The following is a 20,092-nucleotide window of genomic DNA, read 5'->3' as shown; positions in this document are numbered from 1 at the left end:
ACAGCATTTTTACTCTACAGAAACCGGGGGATCCTATGAAACGAATTGCCATCATCGATGTGGGCTCAAACTCTGCGCGTTTGGTCATTATGGAAGTCCACACCTTTCAGGCCAGCAACCTGATCTACAATCAGAAAGATCCGCTGCGGCTGGCACTAAAAACAGATCGGAATGGCTATCTGACGGAAGAAGCCTTTTCCGCCACCATTACCTGCCTGAAGAACTTTGCCTCCATGTGCCGGGTTTTTCATGTAGATGAAACCATTGCCGTAGCCACTGCTGCCATCCGTAATGCCCCCAACGGGCTGAAGCTGGCCAAGGCAGCTTCAGAAGCTTCCGGCATTTCCCTGGAAATCATTTCCGGGAAAACCGAAGCCTTCCTCAGCTATTTGGGCGTCATCAACACCATTCCTGTGAAGGATGCCCTGGTCTTTGACTTGGGCGGTGCTTCTACAGAAGTGATTTTGGTGAAGGACCGGAAACTGGTGGATTCCATCAGCCTGCCCATTGGCTGCGTCAACCTGACCAAAAACTTCAAGCTGAACAATACGGCGGATCCTGCCGCCCTGAACAAAATGCGCCGGGCCATTGCCGAGCAGATGGAGAAAGCTCCCTGGCTGGCGGGCTGCGGCCTGCCGCTGGTAGGCGTGGGCGGTACGGCCCGTTCCGTAGGGAAGATTGAGCAAAAGCGGGTGAAGTATTTTTCCTCCAAGCTCCACAATTACCAGTACCCTATCCAGGACTTCAAAGAATGGTACAAGACCCTGCCCAACACCACCCTGGCCATGCGGCGCCGAATTCCCGGCCTCAGCAGTGACCGGGCGGATGTGATCATCGCCGGCTCCACCATTATCAAAGCTCTGGCCGACCGGAGCAAAGCCCGGAAGCTAGTAATTTCCGGCTGCGGGCTGCGGGAAGGGCTGTTCTCGGAATACCTGCACCACAATACGGACCGGGCCCTGGTAGATCCGGACATTCTGGAAACCAGCCGGGAAAACCTGCTGCACCTGTACGCCCAGGACGAAGACCACTGCCGGCAGGTAGCCCGGTTTGCCACCAAGCTGTTTACGGGCTGGCAGTCCCTGCACCAGCTGGAGCCTGCCAAATGGCAGCCCCTTTTGGAAACGGCTGCCCTGCTCCACGATATCGGCATTGCCATCAACTACTACAACCATACCCGGCATACCGGCTATCTGATTGAAAACGGCCGGCTCTTTGGTCTGGACCATATGGATGTGGTCTACACCGCCATAATGGCCGCCTGGCACCACGGTATCAACCGGGGGTACCTGCGCAACAAGCCCTACCGGAAATACATCCCAGAAGTGGATATCAAGCGTCTCAGCACCGGTGCCCTGCTGCTGGCCCTGGCAGAATGTCTGGATTATACCCAGACCAGCGCTATTTCGGAGATTGAAACCTCCATTGTCAGCGGTTCGGCCATCCTGACCATTACCGCAGAACAAACGCCGTCAGTGGAACTGCACCAGCTGTCCTTCCTGAGCAAATGGTTCCGCAAATCCATGGGCCTGCCGCTGACCGTAGTGGTCAAGGAAAACGGCACCGCCTCTGGTGAGGAACAGCCTCCCAAGGCCATTCCCTCCGACCTGTCCCTGCTGCCGGCGGATTCTTCCGTAGAACCCTAAGCGGCCATAACACAAAGGCATATTGTCCCGACGATTCAACAGGAGCATACAGCTGTATGCTCCTGTTTTTTGCTGTTTTTTTGTTTTTCCAGCACTGCCGCCGGCCTGGGTCAGTGCCGGCCCTGGTACCCGGCAATATACCGTTCCAGGGCTTCCACGTAGTAGCGGCCCAGCCGGCTGAGCCGGCTCTGCTTATGGGTCAAAAGGCCAATGTGCATATTGCCCTCCTCCCGCAGGGGTACGGCAATAATGCTTTTCCCGTTCAGGTCCTGGTCGATGACCCCGCTGCATACGGTATAGCCATTGAGCCCAATCAACAGGTTGAACAGGGTAGCCCGGTCGGTTACCCGGATATTTTTGGACCGGATGACCGTGCTGAAAATTTCTTCCGAGAAATAAAATGCATTGTGTTCCCCCTGGATATAGGATAAATAGGGGTAGGGGGCCAGCTCCTCCATGGTAACTGACTTGCGGTCCGCCAAAGGATGGGAAGCATTCAGAAACACATGGGGGCGGGCCACAAACAATTCCTGGAACACCAGGTCGTTGGCCTTAAAAATTTTTTGCAGCACAGCCTTGTTGAAATCGTTGTAGTAGAGAATCCCGATTTCGCTGCGCAGGTGGGCCACATCATCGATAATGGTATAGGTCTGGGTTTCCTGGAGACTAAAATCGTAGGTATCTCCCCCGTACTCCTTGATCAGGTCCACAAACGCATTGACGGCAAAAGAATAGTGCTGGGTGGACACGGTAAATTCCTGCTTGCCCCCCACCTGCTTCTTGTACCGGGATTCCAAAAGGGAGGCCTGCTCCAGCACCTGCCGGGCATACCCCAGGAAGATTTCCCCTTCCCGGGACAAATGGACCCCCTTGTTGGTCCGTTCAAAAATCTGGATATTCATTTCCCGCTCCAGCTCCCGGACGGTCTTCGTCAGACTGGGCTGGGTAATATATAGTTTTTTGGCGGCCCCGCTGAAGGTTCCTGCCTCCGCAATGGCCACAATGTAGCGTAATTGCTGCAGTGTCATTTTTCCGCCTGCTTTCTCTAAGGTGTGTATGATTATAACATGGTCCGACTGTTCAGTCACCTACAAATACGGGGTAATATCCCGTTTCCGCAAAAGCCACAGGGGAATCACCCCGCCCAGGGTACCGACGGCAATCAGCAGCACCGGCGCCAAAACGCCCTGCCATAGCGGCAGCTGGGTCATCTGGATGGCGGATTGGGTATCCACCGCCCAGCCGGCCAAAAGGCTTCCGCCCCAGCCCAGCAGCCAGCCGGCCCCGGCCCCTGCGCAAAGCAGCAGGAACTGCTCCGCCAAAAGGAGCTTCATTACCTGGGTAAGGGGAGCACCCAGGGCCTGGAAGACGGCCCATTCCTCCATCCGGGAGGTGCCGTCCCAATACAGGGCCAAAAGGGTCACCAGGACCGCTGCCAAAAGCATACCTCCGGACAGGACCACCCAGAAGTGGCGGCTCTGCCCCACCATGGCGTACAGGGCTACCAGGTTCTGGGCTGGGAAAATCATTTGAGAAGGACTCTGCCGTCTGTTCTGGTACTGGCTCAGCAGCTGAAGGGCCTGCCCGTAGCCCACCGGACGCACCAAAATGGCCGTTACATCCCCCTTGGCTTCGCTCTGGTGCCCGGCTTGAACTTCATGCTCTTCATGCTCTTCATGCTCTTCGTGTTCACTTTCCGCCGTTTCCCCGTTGTGCTGGTGCTCATGTTCTTCCCACACATCCCCAAGAGGAATCAGGATTACACTGTCGTAGGGCCCTCCCACCTTTTTCAGGATGCCCACCACCTTAAAGGGATGGTGATGCTCGTGGCCCTTCAGGGCAAAGCCATGTACCGAGTTGAAGCTATCCCCGATTTTCAGGCCCGTAAGCCGGGCGGTCTCCGCCCCCAGCACGGCTTCGCCCGGGCCGGCAAAAACCCGGCCTTCCTGGGGCTGCAGCCAAGGCGTCCGGGACCCTGGATCTGCGTAGGAGAACATCTCCTGCTCTACCCCGCAAATCCGAAATCCCCGGTAGCTGTCCCCGAAAGCCAGGGGCAGCACCTGGGCTGCCTTGCCGCTTTCCCGGAGCCGGTCCACTTCACTGTAGGGAATATTGCCGATGGGCCGGTCCTTCAAAAACACCGTATTGAATACCAGCTGATAGGGGGAGCCTTTGGCCCCCACCAAAATGGGAAAAGGTGCTGTAGCCCGGTTCAGGCCTTCATATAGGCCCCCTGCCAGCTGGATGACAAAAACCGGAAGGGCACAGGCTACGGCGGTTAAAAGAATCAGCAGCCCATAGCGCAGGGGCCGCCGCCACAAAGACAGAAAAGCCAATTTCCAGGTCATCGTACCGCCTCCTTATGCAGCTCCAGTTTCTTATGAAACCGGTTTTGCACCGTCTGGTCATGGCTGGCACAAAGCAGCATACAGCCAGACTCGTTTTGGTATACCAAAAGCAGTTCCAGCAGCCGCTGACTGTTGGCGGCATCCAGACTGGCTGTTGGTTCATCGGCCAGAAGCAGTTTGGGCCGGCGGATCATGGCCCGAACAAAAGCAGCCCGCTGCCGTTCCCCGCCGCTCAGTTGTTCCGGTCTGCGGCTCCCATACCCGGAAAGCCCTACCTGGGAAAGACGTTTTTCCACTTCCTGACTGTCCACGTTTCTTCCTGCCAGAGAAGCAGATAATTTGATGTTTTCTTCAATGGTGAGAAAAGGCAGGAGCTTTGCTTCCTGAAATACATACCCCAAATTTTGGGCCCGCCATTTGGCCCGTTCCTGATCCGATAGCTGCCCCAGTTTTACCCCATCGATGGTAATTTCCCCTTGGGTTGGCGTCAGAATACCGGCCAAACAATGAAACAGCGTAGATTTGCCGCTGCCCGAAGGACCAGTTACCGCACAGGCTTCCCCCGTTCTCAGCTGGAAGGAGGGCAAGGTCACTCCCCGGACCACCTGCCCATCACCGTCCTTGTAATCACAAATTAGGTTCTGGATTTCAATCATTTGTTCTCCTTTTTACCCGGACAAAAAGCGGAGCTGCTGCAAAAGCTGCAGCAGCTCCGTTTTTTAGTCCTCGCTTACTGAATCTGCATCGATTCTCAGCTGGCTCACAAACCCTGTTTCTTCATCGACTGCACTGCCCAGTTCCAAGGTCCCCGTTACGGTAATGGGGGCATCGTAAGGAAGTGCCGTTACCGGTGAAGACAATTTCACCACCACAATGTCGTTGGGCCAATCTGCATCACTGGAGCAGAACGGACAGACCGACATGGGAACAGCGGTCAGGACAAAGAAACGGATGGTCGGGGTCAGCGGCGGTGCCATGTACCCTGTCATGGTCACAGTAGATCCCTCCAGGGACCGGGTTTTCTCTGAAAAAGCCAAGCCCTCCGAAGAATAGCCGCTGTACAATTCATCGAAAGCTAAGTCTGCTGCCAGTGCCGGCACCGCAAAAGCGAATACCAGACACAGGCAGAGCAGGCCTTTTCTCAGCCACTTCATCTTATTTCTTCACCTTGCTGTAATCCACTTTAGTTTGGTTGGCATCAATGCCCAGGGCGCGCAGCATGCCAAAGAATACTTCGGTATTATCCATGGTACCCTTGAAGTATTCGGAACCGGGGCCGCCGGCGTTCAGCAGGATGTCATCTGCACTATGGCATTCCTGGGGATCGTCCTTAGGCGTATTGGCCGGCATCAGCTGTACAGGGTCTCCCTGATGAATACGGGCCGGGTTGGCCTTGGAGCTGCTGGTGGTCACTTGATGGAATTCCACTTTGTCGCCGATGGTGCTTTGTTCCTGTTTGGTTTCCGTTACGGACAGGGCCGGCGGGGTGGGTTTCTTCATAAAGTGGTAGTTGGAGTAGTATTCAGGATGGTTGGCGTACTGCACAGCCAAGGTAACATCCGGATCCGGATTATCCGGGAACCCATCCTTATCCTTGTCTTCGAAGGTGGGGAATACGGAGTTCTGGTATACCCGAACGGCTTCCGTGCCCTTCTTGCCATCGTGTTCATGGTAGGTACCGCTGATGGAAACCCCATGGGCATGGTCAGCCAGCACGATAATCAGGGTATCGTTGCCGTGTTCCTTGTTCCATTTTTCCGCATATTCGATGGCTTTATCGAATTCAATGGTATCGTAGGCGGCTCTCTGCCAATCCATGACGTGGAGCTGCTTATCGATGGAAGCCCCTTCAATCATGGCAAAGAAACCGTTGGGGTTCTTGGACAAGATGTCCAGGGACTTTTTGGTCATATCCATCAGATTGGGCTGGTCCGTGAAGCCCTTCAGTACAGAAGGATCCTTCAACATTTCCCGGTCCAGGTACACATTCATGGTGCTGGTATGGTACAGGCCCAGCAGGGGCTTGTCGCTGGGAGCATTTTTCATCTCCGTGGCAGTACCGGCAAAGGTGTAGCCCAAATCTTTAAAGTCTTGAATAATGTTGTCCTGGTCCTTCCGTTTGGAGCCGGGGGTGGACTGGGGCAGGTAACGGGAAGAACCGCCGCCCATGATGACGTCAGGACGATGGTAGGCGTCCAGGTAGCTCTTGGCCAGGAAGTCCTGGTTGGCACGCCGGCGGGTATGGCCAATCATGGCAGCCGGCGTAGCATCGGTGGATTCTGCCTGGGTGATGATGCCCACGGACATTCCACGGGTCCGTTTCACGATTTCGGAGATATTTTCCACCTTGGGATCATCAAAGGGATCCTTGGTGGAATCTTCGTAAACGCCCATAGCGTTGACTACGGATTTATGGCCGGTGGCATAAGCGGAAGCGGAGTTGGCGCTGTCGGTTACCAGGGAGTCATAGCCGCTGGTGGTAATAATGGCATTGTGGTCCAGTTTTTCCATGGCCAGCAGGTCATTGTACTTGCCGTTGGTCATGCCCTTGGACAGGATTCTGGCGATTTCCCGCGCTTGCAGGGACATACCATCACCCACGAACAGGATAACGTTTTTGGCCCGTTTGGGAGCCTTTTCGTTCACCACGGTATAACCGGCGGAGGAAACACTGTTGCCCAGGCTGTCCTGTGCCGTTACCTTAATGGCATAGGTACCAGTTTTGGGGAAAGAAACCTGATTGGCCCGGTAAGAGGTGACACCGTTGCCCAGGTCCTTCTTTTCCAGGGACTTGCCAAAGAACTTGTCTGCAGGCTGGCCATTGACCGTAACTGCCACATTCTTCAGCTGATCCGCTTGGGATACTTCCACATCAAAATCAAATTTGGCACCTGCCCAAAACTTGGCAGTGTCCACAGGCAGAATCCGGATCTGCGCCGCATCTGCCGGCATTTGGAAGCCCATGAGAGAGCCCCCTGCAATCACGGTGAGAATCGCCCGCTGCAGCCATTTGTTCTTCATAAACCATACCTCCTGAACTTGAGCGCCCTTCCAGGGAAGGGCGTAAGCGTTCTGTTTGATTTTTTCTACGGGAATAGCATACAAAAACTTTGTCATATTAAAATCAAGAGTATGTATAATTTGTGTCAAATTTGACCAAATTTATCGTATTCACAGGCTTTCCATATCTTTTGCCACATAACAAAAAACCGGGTGAGCCCATGCCCACTCGGTTTCTTATTGATTCCTTAATCCTTATCCGGACGGTCCCCTTTTAACAGGTTCCGTTTCTGGTATACGACCCAGTTGCCAATATTGGTGCCATGGTCCGCAGTCCGTTCCATGTACTTGAGGATCAGCACGTAGTCCACATAGGAGGCCACCAGATCGGGATTTTCCCGGATCAGGTCCATCATCACAGGCAACAGACGTTCAAAGTCCGCATCCACCACATCATCCTGGTCCCCAATATACTGGGCTTTTTCATCGTCTCCCTGGAGATAGCAGCGGAAACTTTCCTCCAGCAGGGACTGCATGTCGGCGTACATTTCGGCAAAGCCTTCGGGTGGCTTTACCTTGGGATTCCGTTCCAAAATGCGCACCGTATAGGTAGCAATATCGGAGCAGTGGTCCGCAATCCGCTCCAATTCGCTGAGTACCCGGAAAGTACCCACCAAATTCCGCCAATCATTGGCCACCGGGGATTGCAGCACCTGGATGGTCAAATCATGCCGCATAATGGTGCGGATCATATCATCAAATTTTCCGTCCCCATCCCGTACCTGCCGGGCCAGGTCAATATCCTGGGTAAACAGGGCACGGCGGGTATTGTTCAAAGCTTCTTCCAAAGCATCGATCAGCACCCGGACACTTTCCATAATTTCGTTTAAAGACCGTACGTATGCGTCTCTCATCATGACCCCTTTCTCAGCCGAACCGGCCCGTAATATAGGACTCTGTTCTGGGTTCGCTGGGATTCGTAAATAGCGTTTCCGTGTCGTTGAATTCCACCAGTTCTCCCAAGAAGAAGAAACCGGTTTTGTCAGAAATACGACTGGCTTGCTGCATATTATGCGTCACAATAACGATCGTATAGTCTTTTTTCAACTCCAAGGCCAAATCTTCGATTTTCTGGGTGGAAATAGGATCCAGGGCAGAAGTTGGTTCGTCCATTAAGATTACGGACGGCTGGGCTGCCAAAGTACGGGCAATGCACAATCTCTGCTGCTGCCCGCCGGACAGACCCAGGGCACTTTTGTCCAGGCGGTCCTTCAGTTCATCCCAAATGGCAGCCTGCCGCAGGCTGCGTTCCACAATCTCCGCCAGCTGGGCTTTGTTGTTGATACCCTGCACCCGAGGCCCGTAGGCCACGTTGTCAAAAATGCTTTTGGGGAACGGGGAAGGCTGCTGGAATACCATACCCACCCGGTAACGCAGGGCCAGGGGATCCACTTCCTTAAAGATATCCTTGCCTTCAAACAAGATGGTACCTTCCACCCGGCAGCCGGAAACCCAGTCGTTCATCCGATTCAGGGTTTTCAGCAGGGTGGATTTGCCGCAGCCGGAAGGCCCAATCAGGGCCGTAATCTCATTTTTCTTTACTTGCATATTGATATCTTTCAGAGCCTGGTGAGCGCCGTAGTACAAATCCAGGTGCTGGATATCAAAAATCAGGTCAGCAGCAGAAGCTGCTGGCTTCTGGTTATCAGTCATTGGTGACACCCTCCATCTTCTTTTCCAGGCGCCAGCTGACATACCGGGCCAGAACATTAAATACAACAACTGCAGTCATCAGAATGGCGGAAGTTACCCCGGCAATCTGAGCCGCATCCGGGCTTAAAGCTTCCGTTCTCATAACCCACACATGGAGGGCCAGGGTTTCCCCAGGACGGAAGGGGTTCAAGGGGCAGGTACTGGAAGCCAGGTCCCAGTTGCTCCAATCAATATCCGTAGACATCCCTGCGGTAAACATCAGGGCGGCTGCTTCCCCGAAGCCACGGCCAGCAGCCAGAATCAGCCCGGTCATAATCCGGGGCAGACAGGCTGGCAGCAGCACGTTCCAAATGGTCTGCCATTTGGAAGCCCCTAAACCCAAGCTGCCCAGAGTATATTCCGGTGGCAGATCCCGCAAAGCGTTCTCTGTTACGGAAGTCATCAGGGGCAGGGTCAAGATGGATACGGACAGGGCGCCCGCCATCAGGTTCCACTGGGAACCGGTCATCACAATAAAAACCAGGTAGCCGAACAAACCGACCACAATGGAAGGCAGGGAAGACAGGGTTTCCACCGCCATTCTTACCCAGTTGGTCAAACGGCCTTCCTGGGCGTATTCTGACAGGTAAACCCCGGCGGGAATCCCCCAGAGGGCACTGAAAACCAGGGCCAGGAATACCAGGTACAGGGTGTTGAAGAACATATCCTGAATGCTGTGGAGAATCCGCAGGTTTACAAAGGAAACGCCCTGGCCTACCACAAACAGGATAAAGGCAAACAGCAGCAGGGAGGCTCCCACCGCACCGGCCGTAAAGATGCCGCTCATAATCCGGTTCATCATTTTCTTGCGTGCTAAACCGTTCATGCTTAGGCCTCCTTTGCCGGGCTGGAACCCAGCCGCATATTATGGATCATAAAGATTAACAGGAAGGACAGCAGGAACAAGAGCAGTGCCAGCGCCCACAGGGCTGCACTGTATTCGCCGCCCTCCATGGCCCCGCCCATGTCGTTGGCAATCACCGTGGTCATAGTGCTGGCCGGCATAAACAGGGAGGTGGGGAAACGCTTCATCTGGCCGATTACCATGGCCACTGCCAGAGCTTCACCCAAAGCCCGGGCCATACCCAGTACAATACCGGTAAAAATGCCTCTGTGGGCCGCCGGCAGAATTACCTGCCGAATGGTTTCCCACCGGGTAGCCCCCAAGCCATAGGAAGCGTCCCGCCAGGTTTTAGGCACTGCCAGCATGGCATCTGCGGCCATGGTGGTGATTACCGGGAAAATCATGACGGCCAGTACCAGAGAAGCCGCCAGTACGGAAAAGCCAAAGGGCATGGGGAAAATCTGCCGCAGGAAGGGTACTAGTACGGTAAGGCCGATCCAGCCGTAGATAACGGAAGGAATACCGGTAAACAGTTCCACAATGGGGCGCAGGAAGCGCTGTTGGGCAGGCGTTGCCATTTCCGACATATAGATGGCCGCCGTCAGGCTCACCGGCAGGGCAAACACCAGGGACAGGAGGCAGGTCACCAGGGAGCCGGCAATAAACATGGCCGCCCCTACCTGTCCGCCCCCTTCCATGCTGTCGCTGGGACTCCAAACAGGAGAAAACAGGAATTCAAACACGCTATGGTGAAATTCCCAAAAGGTACCGCTTCCCTTCACAAGAAGGAAAGCGGCCATCAGGAAAGGCAGGAGAGCCGCCCCGATCCCACAGGCCACAATGAAGGCCTGGGAGATCTTTTCCTGACGGTGCACCTGTATTAAGTTGTTGCTTTGTACTGCTTTTTCATTATTCATGAGCTGTGTCTTTAACTTGCATCTTGCTGCTGACTCCATAACCCAGTTCCTCGATTCTCTTGCCGTAGTCAGCAGACAGCATGTAGTCGATGAAAGCTTTCACTGCTGCTTTCGGGCTCTTGTTGGTGTAAACGTGTTCATAATCCCATACATTGTACTTGCCGCTGTAGGTGTTTTCCAGGGTAGGAGCTACGTTGTTGATGGCGATGGTGCCAACCGTATCATTCTTGGTCAGGTAAGGCAGGGCTACATAGCCGATGGCGCCTTTGTTCTGGGCTACGCTTTGCAGCAGCAGACCGGAGTTATCGGTTTCCAGGGATTTGTTGGAAGCTTCTTCAGCACCGTTGATAGCGTATTTGGCAAACAGAGCGCGGGTACCGCTGGTCTTAGGACGGGTTACCAGGGTAATGGGTTCATCCGGGCCGCCTACTTCTTTCCAGTTGGTTACTTTAGCCGTGAAGATGTCGGCCAGCTGCTGATTGGTCAAGCTCTTTACCGTAGCAGCAATGTCCTTGTTCACGATGGTAGCTACCGTCATGACGCAGATCTTATGGTCTTCCAGTTTGTCAGCTTGTTCCTTGGTCAGTTTGGTGTTAGCCGGCACATCGGAGTTCCCCATATCTACGGAACCTTCAGAAACCTGTTTCAGGCCCATACCGGAACCACCTGCGTTCAAGCTGATGCTTACGTCCGGATTCTTTTTCTTGAAGGTTTCTGCAGCATCTTTTACCAGAGGCAGCAGGGCGGAAGAACCAGAACCCGTAATGTTCCCCTTTACGGCAGCCGGTTTGCTGTCGGTAGCAGCATTGTTGCTGGAGCCGCAGCCCATTGCACCAATCACAATACCCAATGCCATTGCGGTTACTGCCAATTTTTTCCATTTGCTTTTCAAATTCATCTTTTCATCGCTCCCTTGAATATCTAGTTTTCACTCTTATAAACAATTTCGGTATGCCTATAAGATATCAGGACAATGTAAAAACTAAAGACAAGGAATTGTAAAGAATTGTAAAATCTGAACAAATTGCGTCCGGAAAAATTCAAGACCCGCAGACTGCCTGGATTGGGGCAAAAAAAGAAGCACCTGCCGCAGCACGGTGCTTCTCACAATAAATATTACAATCTCATCTTAAAATCGGCGTAGCCAAAATGCTTCAGATTCTCCACGCTCCCGTTTTCCCGGAGCACGTTGATATCCGGCAGGGGCATGCCGTTAAAGGTATTGTTCTTGCAGGTGGTGTAGATGGCCATATCCCCAAAAAGCAGCAGGTCGCCTACCTGCAAAGGCCCGTCAAAGCTATAGTCCCCCACCACATCTCCGGACAGGCAGGTTGCACTGCCCAGCCGCCAGGTTTCCGCTTTTTCCCCTGCCTTGCCGGCCCCGTACAAAGGCGGCTGGTAGGGCATTTCCAGTACATCCGGCATATGGCAGGCGGCACTGGAATCCAAAATAGCCAGCTTCACGCCACTGTTTTCCAGTACGTCCAACACCCGAGTGGCCAGGTAGCCGGCGTTCAGGGCACAGGCTTCCCCCGGTTCCAGATACACTTGGACCTGCCACTTGTCCTGGGCATAGCGGATGCATTTTTCCAGCTGCTCCACATGGTAGCCGGGCCGGGTAATATGATGGCCCCCGCCCATATTCAGCCACTTCAGCCGGGGCAGCACAAAGCCAAATTTCTCATCTACCGCTTGCAGGGTCTTTTCCAGGTCATCGGCATCCTGTTCGCACAGGGTATGGAAATGGAGCCCGTCCAAAAGGTCCACCAGGTCCGGGGTCATCCACTTCTGCCACTGTTCCAGGGTGGTGCCCAGCCGGCTGCCGGGAGCGCAGGGATCATAAATGGCATGGCCCTCCTGGGTAGAACATTCCGGATTGATCCGCAGCCCTACACTTTTGCCGGCAGCTTTGGCCCGAGGGCCAAAGGCTGCCAGCTGCCGGGGAGAATTGAACACCAGATGGTCCGCATAGCGAAGCATTTCTTCCAGCTGGTCCTCCCGGTAAGCGCCGCAAAATACATGGACTTCCTTGCCCGGCATTTCTTCCGCCCCCAGCCGGGCCTCGTAAAGACCGCTGGCTTCCGTGCCGGCCAGGTACGGGGCCAGCACCGGGTACAGGGCATAGTCGGAGAACGCTTTCTGGGCCAGCAGCACCCGGACCCCCGTACGTTGGGCCAAGCCGGCCAAAATCTCCCCATTATGGCGGAGAGCTGCCTCGTCCAGGATATAACAGGGAGTTATCAGATTCCCAAACATTTTTTCTGGGGAGTTTCCCCTTAGGCCGGCGAAAGCTGGCCGATTTTCTTTTTCCTTTGGTTCCATTATTTTACCAGTACCGGATTGTGGTTTTCCTGTTTGGGCAGGCCGTATTGGTCCAGGGCTGCCAGGAACGGATCCGGATCCATTTCTTCAACCGTATGCACGCCCGGTTTGATCCATTTGCCGGTGAGCATCATGAGAGCGCCGCACATAGCCGGTACACCGGTGGTGTAGCTGATGGCCTGGCTGCCCACTTCTTTGTAGCATTCCTGATGGTCACAGACATTGTAGATGTAGTAGGTTTTTTCCTTGCCGTCTTTCTTGCCGGTGAAAATGCAGCCGATGTTGGTCTTGCCGTGGGTACGGGGACCCAGGCTGGCAGGATCCGGCAGCAGGGCTTTCAGGAATTTGATGGGGACAATTTCGTGGCCTTCAAATTCCACCGGGGTGGTGGACAGCATGCCCACGTCTTCCAGACAGCGCATATGGTCCAGATAGCTCTGGCCGAAGGTCATAAAGAAGCGAATCCGCTTCACTTCCGGAATGTTTACCGCCAGGCTTTCGATTTCCTCGTGGTGGAGCAGGTACATATCCTTTTCCCCTACCTGGTCAAAATTATATTCCCGTTTGATGCTCATGGCCGGGATTTCCACCCAGTGGCCATTTTCCCAGTAGCTGCCAGGAGCAGAAACTTCCCGCAGGTTTACTTCCGGGTTGAAGTTGGTGGCGAAGGCATAGCCGTGGTCGCCGCCGTTGCAGTCCAGGATATCGATGGTATCGATGGTATCGAATTCATGTTTTTTGGCATAGGCACAGTAAGCCTGGGTAACCCCCGGGTCAAAGCCGCAGCCCAAAAGCGCCGTCAGGCCAGCCTTGGCAAATTTTTCCTTGTAGGCCCACTGCCAGCTGTAGTCGAAGTAGGCGGAGAAGCCTTCTTCCTTGCAGCGTTTTTCGTAAATGGCCCGCCATTTGGGGTCATCGGTATTTTCCGGCTCATAGTTGGCCGTATCCATATAGTTCACGCCGCAGGCCAGGCAGGCATCCATAATGGTCAGATCCTGATAGGGCAGGGCAATGTTCATGACCAGCTCCGGCTTGTAGCTGTTGATCAGGTCAATCACCTGCTGTACATCGTCCGCATCTACCTGGGCGGTGGTCACTTTCGTCTTGGTTTTGCCTGCCAGTTTGGCAGCCAGAGCATCGCATTTGGCCTTGGTCCGGCTGGCAATGCACAGTTCCGTAAATACCTCATCCAGCTGGCAGCATTTTTGAATGGCTACCGAAGCCACACCCCCGCAGCCAATTACCAGTACTCTACTCATAGTTCAAGCTCCTTTCGTCCTAACCTGCTTATTTCAGATTCTTTTTTTCCAGGGCCAGCAGCAGTTCCCGCACCACTTTGCAGGCCACTGCCGTGGAAGCCCCGCTGGCATCCAGCATGGGTGCCAATTCGTTGACATCACAGCCTACTACCCGGGTCCGGCTTACCAGCCGCAGGGCATTCAGCAGCTGCATAAAGCTGACCCCGCCGGCTTCCGGCGTACCGGTTCCCCAGAACACCGAAGGATCCAGGCAGTCCAGGTCGATGGTGAAATACACCGGCACCTGGCTTTGTTCCAGTTCCCGGACCAGTTTTTCCAAACCGCCGAAGCTGAAAGGATGCAGGTCCGTATGTTCCCTGGCAAAAACCCACTCGGAGCGTTCCCCGCTGCGAATGGCAAACTGATGGATTCTTCCATCTCCTATCATATCATAACAGCGGCGGATTACACAGGCATGGCTGAGTTTTGCCCCCAGATAATCCTCCCGCAGGTCCGTATGGGCATCAAAATGAATGATATGCAGCTCCGGATACTTTTCCTGTACGGCCCGGAAAGCTCCTAACGTCACCAGATGTTCCCCGCCCAGCATAAAGGGCAGTTTCCCGTCCTGGACAATGGTCCGAGTCCGGTCCTCAATATCTTTCAGCGCCGCTTCGGAACTGCCAAAGCATAATTCCAGGTCCCCGCTGTCAAAGACCTTGCAGTCTTCCAGGTCCGCGTCCTGGTAGGGGCTGTAGGTTTCCAGCCCAAAGCTTTCGTGGCGGATAGCCGCAGAACCAAAGCGGGCGCCGGGCCGAAAGCTGGTGGTAGAGTCAAAGGGTGCCCCAAACAGGACGATTCTGGCTTCTTCATAGGGCGTATCACAGGCCAGGAAGGTTTCTACATTAGTCTTCAGCATCTTTATTCTCCACCTCCTGCAGCATTTCCTCCAGGAAGGCCGGCAGCCAAAATGCGCCTACGTGCAGCCGGGTGGTATAGTACCGGGTGTGCATGTTCAGGGCTTCCCAGGCCGGGGCATCCAGGTCATTGATGGGATGGTACTTCTTGCTGGCAAAGCCAAAGGTCCAGTAGCCGGCTGCATAGGTGGGGATATGGGCCTGGTACACCTTGCTGATGGGGAAGGTGCTGACAATCCGCTGGTGGCTCCGCTGCATGGCAATGGCATCTTCCTTGTAGAAGGGACTGCCCTGCTGGTTGACCATAATGCCGTCCTCCCGAAGGGCGTTGTAGCAGCTGCCGTAAAATTCCCGGGTAAACAGCCCTTCCGACGGGCCAAAGGGGTCCGTGGAATCCACAATAATCAGGTCGTAGGAATTTTCGCAGTGGCGGATGAATTTCAGGGCATTTTCAAAATAGATATGCACCCGGCGGTCATCCATCCGGCAGGCGTTGCCCGGCAGGTAGTTCCGGCAGGCTTCCACCACCATGGGATCCATTTCCACCAGGTCAATCTTCTGCACCCGGTCGTAGCGGGTCAGTTCCCGGACCACGCCCCCGTCCCCGGCGCCGATGACCATGATATCCTTGATGCCCTTGTGCACCGCCATGGGCACGTGGGTAATCATTTCATCGTAAATAAATTCGTCCCGTTCGGTGAGCATCACGTTTCCGTCCAGGGTCAGTACCCGGCCAAATTCCGGGGTTTCAAAAATATCGATTCGCTGAAAATCACTCTGCTTGGAAAACAGGTGACGGTTGACCCGGATGCTGTGCTTCACGTCCGGGGTATGAAATTCGCTAAACCACATTTCCATAATTGCGCTCCTTCTGGCTTAGGCCAGTACATTCAGGTGCTTCAGCTCCGGATCTTCAGACCCGGTCATGCTGCAGCCCTTCTCTTTGGCGTACTCAATATGCCGCAGGATTTCTCCTGTAATTTTTTCTCCAGGGGCCAAGAGAGGAATGCCCGGAGGATAGCACATCACAAATTCGCTGCACACCCGCCCTTCGCATTTTTCCAAAGGCAGGCTTTCCTTGGGGGCGTAGAACGCTTCCTGGGGGCTCATCACCACCACCGGCTCCACATATTCCTGGCTCAGCATGCCGTTAGGATCCTTCTGGTAGCGGCGGCGGATTTCCGCCAGGGCGCTGACCAGCCGTTCCAATTCCTGGATTCGGTCCCCCATGGACAGGTAGGCCAGGATGTTGCCGATATCCCCAAACTCTATCTGGATATCGTACTCGTCCCGGAGAATATCGTACACTTCGATGCCTGCCAGGCCAATATCCAGGGTATGGATGCTCAGCTTGGTGCTGTCAAAGTCAAAAACCGAATTGCCGTTCATCAATTCCCGGCCAAAAGCATAGTAGCCGCCAATCTGGTTGATTTCCTGCCGGGCGTATTCCGCCATATCCACCACCTTGTGGAAGATTTCCTTGCCCTTCAGGGCCAGCCGGCGACGGCTGATATCCAGGCTGGACATAAGCAGGTAACTGCCGGAGGTGGTCTGGGTCAGGTTGATGATCTGCCGCACATAGCCGGCATGCACCTTGGGCCCGGTCAAAAGGAAGCTGGACTGGGTCAGGCTGCCGCCGCTTTTGTGCATGGAAATGGCTGCCATATCGGCCCCGGCTGCCATGCCGGACACCGGCAGGCCGCTGCCAAAATAAAAGTGGGTGCCGTGGGCTTCATCCACCAGGCACAGCATCCCCGCCTTGTGGGCCATATCCACAATGGCTCTCAGGTCGCTGCAAATGCCGTAATAGGTGGGGTTGTTCACCACCACGGCCACTGCATCGGGATTTTCCTGGATGGCCTTGGCCACCGCTTCCCGCTTCATGCCCAGGCTGATGCCCAGCCGCACATCCACATCTGGATTTACGTACACCGGAATAGCCCCGCACAGCACCAGGGCGTTCAGCATACTTTTATGGACATTTCGGGGCAGGATAATCTTATCCCCCCGTTTACAGGTGGAGAGAATCATGGACTGCACCGCGCTGGTGGTACCGCCCACCATCAGGAAAGCCTGGGCTGCTCCGAAGGCATCGGCAGCCAGCTTTTCCGCTTCCCGGATGACGGAAACCGGATGACACAGGTTGTCCAAGGGCTTCATACTGTTTACATCCACCCCAACACACTTTTCTCCCAGAAATTCCGTCAGTTCCGGATTGCCCCGGCCCCGCTTGTGGCCAGGTACATCAAAGGGAACCACCCGCATTTTTCGAAAGCGTTCCAGGGCTTCGTAAATGGGCGCCCGATTCTGATCCAACTTAGTCTTTTTTTCCAACATGTTTTCCCTCCCCTGGTATTTCCTCAAAACAAAAAAGCAAGCTGCCCCCTTGGCAGCTTGCGTGAATTTCCTGCAGCAAAAAATTTACGAAAGACAGAGTCCCTGCAAATTCAATCGGTTTCAGGACGGAGATCAGAGTCTATATAGCAATTCAACTTTTACTACTCTTATTGACCGTTTCACAAGTCTGCGCACAGACGCATTGCGGTTATGAAGTAACCAACTTATAAAATTTGAGCTTTCAACTCAATCAATAAGGCTGCAAACCAGTTGCCGCCAAAATCGGCAGTGGACCCGGCTGTCCGTATGGCCTTAACCTTCCAGGAAGGTGGTCCTAAAAATTGCTTTGAAAAGACTCTTTCGGTTCCTTTCAAATTGTTAAAATTGTAGCATAAAAAAATAGTTGTTGTCAATTATTCCTTTTTCTATAGTATCTTTTTAGGTACTATCATACAAAAAAGTGCATTCTTCATTTTTATAAAGTTTTGCGCTATGATACTTCCAGAAAACCTACAGCCCCCTGGGCTGCCCTATAAGGAGGAAATTATTATGCTGCATGAAATTCAATGGCCCCAGGACTACCTGCCCGGCACCACGGACAACTTTGCTTCCAACGAGGTCATCGTCCAAAATCTTACCGCTGCGGAAGTCTTCTCCACCCTGTTGGATACCAGTCTGTGGAACAGCTACTACAAAAACGCTTCCGACGTCCACTTTTACAATGAAGCCGGCCCTCTCCTGTCCCCCCATACCCGCTTCTCCTTTAAGACCTTCGGGTTCCCCATTGAGGCGGAAATCGTCGAATTCGCTGCTCCCAGTGAGGGGCAGCCCGGCCGTCTGGCCTGGCATGGCTGGGCTGAAGGGGATGCCGCCCATCGCCTGGATGTAATCCACGCCTGGCTTATTGAAGACCTGCCCCAAAACCGGGTGCGGATCCTGACCCAGGAATCCCAAAAAGGCGAACCCGCCAAAGAGCTCCACAACTCCGAACCCGACACCATGAACATCGGTCACCAGGACTGGCTGAAAGGCCTGGTCCGGACGGTCCAGGCCGCCCACAAATAAAACCAGGTAGTCCCCACGGACGCAGCCCAAAAAAGCACCTGCCGGCTTTCGCCAGCAGGTGCTTTTGCTTAGTCCATTTTCCGGTCAAACAAATCGCTCTTGGTCAGGAATTCCTCTACTGTGGGGAAACCCAATTTTTTCAAAAGCTCAATCACGTAGGGATTATCCCCGGGAGTCTTGGCCATGGCCTGGCGCCCATAGGCTTCCACATTGGCCTTGCCTTCTTCCTTGCTGATAAGAGCCTTGGGGCCGCCTACGCAGCCGCCCTTGCAGCCCATACCTTCAAAGAAGTTTCCTTCCCGGTTGCCCTTCAAGATATCGTCAATCATGGCCCGGCATTCCGGCACACTGTCGGCCCGGCGGGTCTTGATCTGGATTTTCCGGTTGGGGTTCAGCTGATGGACCGTACGGGATACCGCTTCCGCCACCCCGCCGGCAAAGGCATAGCAGATGCCCGCCCGGGAAGCATGGGGTACATCTTCTTCCGGCAGGCTGGCCAGATCCAGTTCCGTAGTGGAGAACAGATCCCGGAGTTCCTCGTAGGTAAGCACGTAGTCAATGGCGCCCTTCAGGTCGGGTTCCTTCATTTCCGCTTTTTTGGCCATGCAGGGTCCAATAAATACCGTAATGGCATCGGGATGGAGCACCTTAATGGTCCGGCCCCCGGCAATCATGGGAGAAACAGAACCGGGCACATTGGGCAGCAGCTGGTGGTACAGCCGCTTGATCATGGCAATCCACATAGGGCAGCAGCAGCTGGTCAGCTGGAAGTCGTCCTCACTTTTGATTTTCTTGTCAAATTCCAAGGCTTCCTTCAGCGTCAGGATATCCGCAAATACCGCCACTTCCAGCATCCCGGAAAAGCCCAGGATCTTTAAGGCCGTGCGCAGCTTGCCCGGGGAAACGTCCGGACCAAACTGGCCGGAAAAAGCCGGTGCCACCAGGGCATAAATGGGGGTCGTAGCCTTTTTCAGGGCTTCCACCACCGGAATGATGTCCTTTTTGGTTTTCAGGGCTTCCAGCTTGCAGGCGTCCACACAGGCTTCACAGCCCACGCATTTGTCATCGTTGACCTGAACGCCGTCCGGGCCCTTTTCCAAAGCGCCCCAGGTGCAGCGGTCCGTACATTTGTCCTGCTCCTCCGGAGGGCACAGGCAGGGCTTGGTCCGCCAAACCACCGGGGTATTTTCAGGATGGGCCAGGCAGGCAATCATCCGGGGATCCCCGTTGTCCACCTTTTTGGGATCCTTGCCTTCGGCGGCCCGCTTCAGCATTTCCTTATATAATTCGTCCAATGTAAGCATGTGTCTTTTCTCCTCTTATTTGCTAACCAACCTTGGTTTCTCTTATTATACCTAATGCCGCCCTCCAGCACAAGAAAAAGGGGCCGGGAGCGCAAAGCTCCAAGCCCCTGGGGCGGAAAACTGCTTTCTGCCCGGGTATGCGGTTGGGTTTCCCCTTAGTCCACTTGTTCAATGGCCCCAGCAGGACAGCCGTTCATGGCATCCTGGGCAGCCCCTTCCTGATCTGCCGGTACGGCATCCGGAATGGCCTCAGCCACACCTGCATCCGTCATATGGAAAACGGCGGGACAGGTTCCTTCACAAAGACCGCAGCCGATACAATTTTCATTGACTTTAAATTTCATAATAACACTCCCCTGTTTCTTTCCTGGTCAGCAGGACCGCTTCCCCGTGGAGGCTGCC

General features: G+C 54.3%; 19 protein-coding genes. 2 read left to right on the top strand and 17 right to left on the bottom strand.

The annotated features are described in order from the left end of the window. The first annotated feature begins 35 nt into the window (after positions 1 to 35). Complete coding sequence (locus DW089_RS01015) at positions 36 to 1,646, top strand: Ppx/GppA phosphatase family protein (protein WP_105326791.1); 1,611 nt, start codon at positions 36 to 38, stop codon at positions 1,644 to 1,646. A gap of 110 nt (positions 1,647 to 1,756) precedes the next feature. Here the strand turns inward: DW089_RS01015 and DW089_RS01010 are convergent, their stop codons facing one another. From DW089_RS01010 to DW089_RS00940, 15 genes are all read right to left on the bottom strand, one after another. Then, a complete protein-coding gene (locus DW089_RS01010) occupies positions 1,757 to 2,674 on the bottom strand; it encodes a LysR family transcriptional regulator (protein ID WP_105326790.1) in 918 nt (305 codons plus the stop codon). A gap of 60 nt (positions 2,675 to 2,734) precedes the next feature. After that, positions 2,735 to 3,994 (bottom strand): ABC transporter permease, encoded by a 1,260-nt coding sequence (locus tag DW089_RS01005; RefSeq protein WP_105326789.1) that lies wholly within the window; start codon positions 3,992 to 3,994, stop codon positions 2,735 to 2,737. Further along, on the bottom strand, positions 3,991 to 4,650 hold the full coding sequence (locus tag DW089_RS01000) for an ABC transporter ATP-binding protein (protein ID WP_105326788.1): 660 nt from the start codon (positions 4,648 to 4,650) through the stop codon (positions 3,991 to 3,993). Before DW089_RS01000 ends, DW089_RS01005 begins: the two co-directional genes overlap by 4 nt. A gap of 63 nt (positions 4,651 to 4,713) precedes the next feature. Further along, on the bottom strand, positions 4,714 to 5,148 hold the full coding sequence (locus DW089_RS00995) for a hypothetical protein (RefSeq protein WP_105326787.1): 435 nt from the start codon (positions 5,146 to 5,148) through the stop codon (positions 4,714 to 4,716). 1 nt (position 5,149) lies between these two features. After that, complete coding sequence (locus tag DW089_RS00990; protein WP_199614409.1) at positions 5,150 to 7,015, bottom strand: alkaline phosphatase; 1,866 nt, start codon at positions 7,013 to 7,015, stop codon at positions 5,150 to 5,152. Between the two features lie 227 nt (positions 7,016 to 7,242). Continuing rightward, positions 7,243 to 7,911 carry a phosphate signaling complex protein PhoU gene (gene phoU, locus DW089_RS00985; protein ID WP_231085779.1) on the bottom strand — a complete coding sequence of 223 codons (669 nt, stop codon included), beginning with the start codon at positions 7,909 to 7,911 and terminating at the stop codon, positions 7,243 to 7,245. A 10-nt stretch (positions 7,912 to 7,921) separates the two neighbouring features. Further along, a complete protein-coding gene (gene pstB / locus DW089_RS00980) occupies positions 7,922 to 8,707 on the bottom strand; it encodes a phosphate ABC transporter ATP-binding protein PstB (RefSeq protein ID WP_105326785.1) in 786 nt (261 codons plus the stop codon). Then, positions 8,700 to 9,572 (bottom strand): phosphate ABC transporter permease PstA, encoded by an 873-nt coding sequence (gene pstA, locus DW089_RS00975; RefSeq protein WP_105326784.1) that lies wholly within the window; start codon positions 9,570 to 9,572, stop codon positions 8,700 to 8,702. Before pstA ends, pstB begins: the two co-directional genes overlap by 8 nt. A gap of 2 nt (positions 9,573 to 9,574) precedes the next feature. Beyond that, on the bottom strand, positions 9,575 to 10,507 hold the full coding sequence (pstC, locus tag DW089_RS00970; RefSeq protein ID WP_105326783.1) for a phosphate ABC transporter permease subunit PstC: 933 nt from the start codon (positions 10,505 to 10,507) through the stop codon (positions 9,575 to 9,577). Beyond that, the gene (locus DW089_RS00965; RefSeq protein ID WP_118286655.1) at positions 10,500 to 11,405 is read right to left on the bottom strand and encodes a phosphate ABC transporter substrate-binding protein; all 906 of its coding nucleotides are present in this window, start codon (positions 11,403 to 11,405) and stop codon (positions 10,500 to 10,502) included. The genes pstC and DW089_RS00965 overlap by 8 nt, the downstream gene beginning before the upstream one ends. 218 nt (positions 11,406 to 11,623) lie before the next feature. Beyond that, positions 11,624 to 12,763, bottom strand: a complete 1,140-nt coding sequence (gene nspC, locus DW089_RS00960; RefSeq protein WP_231085777.1) for a carboxynorspermidine decarboxylase — start codon at positions 12,761 to 12,763, stop codon at positions 11,624 to 11,626. Between the two features lie 65 nt (positions 12,764 to 12,828). Beyond that, positions 12,829 to 14,088, bottom strand: coding sequence for a saccharopine dehydrogenase family protein (locus DW089_RS00955; protein ID WP_105326780.1), 1,260 nt, complete (start codon positions 14,086 to 14,088; stop codon positions 12,829 to 12,831). Positions 14,089 to 14,116: 28 nt separating this feature from the next. Beyond that, positions 14,117 to 14,986 carry an agmatinase gene (speB, locus tag DW089_RS00950; protein ID WP_105326779.1) on the bottom strand — a complete coding sequence of 290 codons (870 nt, stop codon included), beginning with the start codon at positions 14,984 to 14,986 and terminating at the stop codon, positions 14,117 to 14,119. Continuing rightward, positions 14,973 to 15,842 (bottom strand): polyamine aminopropyltransferase, encoded by an 870-nt coding sequence (gene speE / locus DW089_RS00945; RefSeq protein WP_105326778.1) that lies wholly within the window; start codon positions 15,840 to 15,842, stop codon positions 14,973 to 14,975. Before speE ends, speB begins: the two co-directional genes overlap by 14 nt. 18 nt (positions 15,843 to 15,860) lie before the next feature. Further along, positions 15,861 to 17,321, bottom strand: a complete 1,461-nt coding sequence (locus tag DW089_RS00940) for an aminotransferase class I/II-fold pyridoxal phosphate-dependent enzyme (protein ID WP_105326777.1) — start codon at positions 17,319 to 17,321, stop codon at positions 15,861 to 15,863. Positions 17,322 to 17,870: 549 nt separating this feature from the next. Here DW089_RS00940 and DW089_RS00935 point away from each other — a divergent pair. Next, the gene (locus tag DW089_RS00935; RefSeq protein ID WP_105326776.1) at positions 17,871 to 18,386 is read left to right on the top strand and encodes a polyketide cyclase; all 516 of its coding nucleotides are present in this window, start codon (positions 17,871 to 17,873) and stop codon (positions 18,384 to 18,386) included. 68 nt (positions 18,387 to 18,454) lie between these two features. Here DW089_RS00935 and DW089_RS00930 read toward each other — a convergent pair whose 3' ends face one another. Then, positions 18,455 to 19,690, bottom strand: a complete 1,236-nt coding sequence (locus DW089_RS00930) for a [Fe-Fe] hydrogenase large subunit C-terminal domain-containing protein (RefSeq protein WP_105326775.1) — start codon at positions 19,688 to 19,690, stop codon at positions 18,455 to 18,457. A 155-nt stretch (positions 19,691 to 19,845) separates the two neighbouring features. Next, entirely contained in the window at positions 19,846 to 20,034 is a 189-nt protein-coding gene (locus tag DW089_RS00925) for a ferredoxin (RefSeq protein ID WP_105326774.1), read from the bottom strand. Positions 20,035 to 20,092: the final 58 nt, after the last annotated feature.

The organism is Acidaminococcus sp. AM05-11, from assembly GCF_003472805.1.
GTDB classification, from domain to species: Bacteria; Bacillota; Negativicutes; order Acidaminococcales; family Acidaminococcaceae; genus Acidaminococcus; species Acidaminococcus hominis.
Note: the sequence above shows the minus strand (reverse complement) of the source record. Positions and strands in the feature narration are given on the sequence as shown.

Excerpts from the sequence above, each read along its gene's own strand:
- DW089_RS01015 (WP_105326791.1), top strand. The coding sequence starts at position 36 with ATGAAACGAATTGCCATCATCGATGTGGGCTCAAACTCTGCGCGTTTG.
- DW089_RS01010 (WP_105326790.1), bottom strand. The coding sequence starts at position 2,674 with ATGACACTGCAGCAATTACGCTACATTGTGGCCATTGCGGAGGCAGGA.
- DW089_RS01005 (WP_105326789.1), bottom strand. The coding sequence starts at position 3,994 with ATGACCTGGAAATTGGCTTTTCTGTCTTTGTGGCGGCGGCCCCTGCGC.
- DW089_RS01000 (WP_105326788.1), bottom strand. The coding sequence starts at position 4,650 with ATGATTGAAATCCAGAACCTAATTTGTGATTACAAGGACGGTGATGGG.
- DW089_RS00995 (WP_105326787.1), bottom strand. The coding sequence starts at position 5,148 with ATGAAGTGGCTGAGAAAAGGCCTGCTCTGCCTGTGTCTGGTATTCGCT.
- DW089_RS00990 (WP_199614409.1), bottom strand. The coding sequence starts at position 7,015 with ATGAAGAACAAATGGCTGCAGCGGGCGATTCTCACCGTGATTGCAGGG.
- phoU (WP_231085779.1), bottom strand. The coding sequence starts at position 7,911 with ATGATGAGAGACGCATACGTACGGTCTTTAAACGAAATTATGGAAAGT.
- pstB (WP_105326785.1), bottom strand. The coding sequence starts at position 8,707 with ATGACTGATAACCAGAAGCCAGCAGCTTCTGCTGCTGACCTGATTTTT.
- pstA (WP_105326784.1), bottom strand. The coding sequence starts at position 9,572 with ATGAACGGTTTAGCACGCAAGAAAATGATGAACCGGATTATGAGCGGC.
- pstC (WP_105326783.1), bottom strand. The coding sequence starts at position 10,507 with ATGAATAATGAAAAAGCAGTACAAAGCAACAACTTAATACAGGTGCAC.
- DW089_RS00965 (WP_118286655.1), bottom strand. The coding sequence starts at position 11,405 with ATGAATTTGAAAAGCAAATGGAAAAAATTGGCAGTAACCGCAATGGCA.
- nspC (WP_231085777.1), bottom strand. The coding sequence starts at position 12,763 with ATGTTTGGGAATCTGATAACTCCCTGTTATATCCTGGACGAGGCAGCT.
- DW089_RS00955 (WP_105326780.1), bottom strand. The coding sequence starts at position 14,088 with ATGAGTAGAGTACTGGTAATTGGCTGCGGGGGTGTGGCTTCGGTAGCC.
- speB (WP_105326779.1), bottom strand. The coding sequence starts at position 14,986 with ATGCTGAAGACTAATGTAGAAACCTTCCTGGCCTGTGATACGCCCTAT.
- speE (WP_105326778.1), bottom strand. The coding sequence starts at position 15,842 with ATGGAAATGTGGTTTAGCGAATTTCATACCCCGGACGTGAAGCACAGC.
- DW089_RS00940 (WP_105326777.1), bottom strand. The coding sequence starts at position 17,321 with ATGTTGGAAAAAAAGACTAAGTTGGATCAGAATCGGGCGCCCATTTAC.
- DW089_RS00935 (WP_105326776.1), top strand. The coding sequence starts at position 17,871 with ATGCTGCATGAAATTCAATGGCCCCAGGACTACCTGCCCGGCACCACG.
- DW089_RS00930 (WP_105326775.1), bottom strand. The coding sequence starts at position 19,690 with ATGCTTACATTGGACGAATTATATAAGGAAATGCTGAAGCGGGCCGCC.
- DW089_RS00925 (WP_105326774.1), bottom strand. The coding sequence starts at position 20,034 with ATGAAATTTAAAGTCAATGAAAATTGTATCGGCTGCGGTCTTTGTGAA.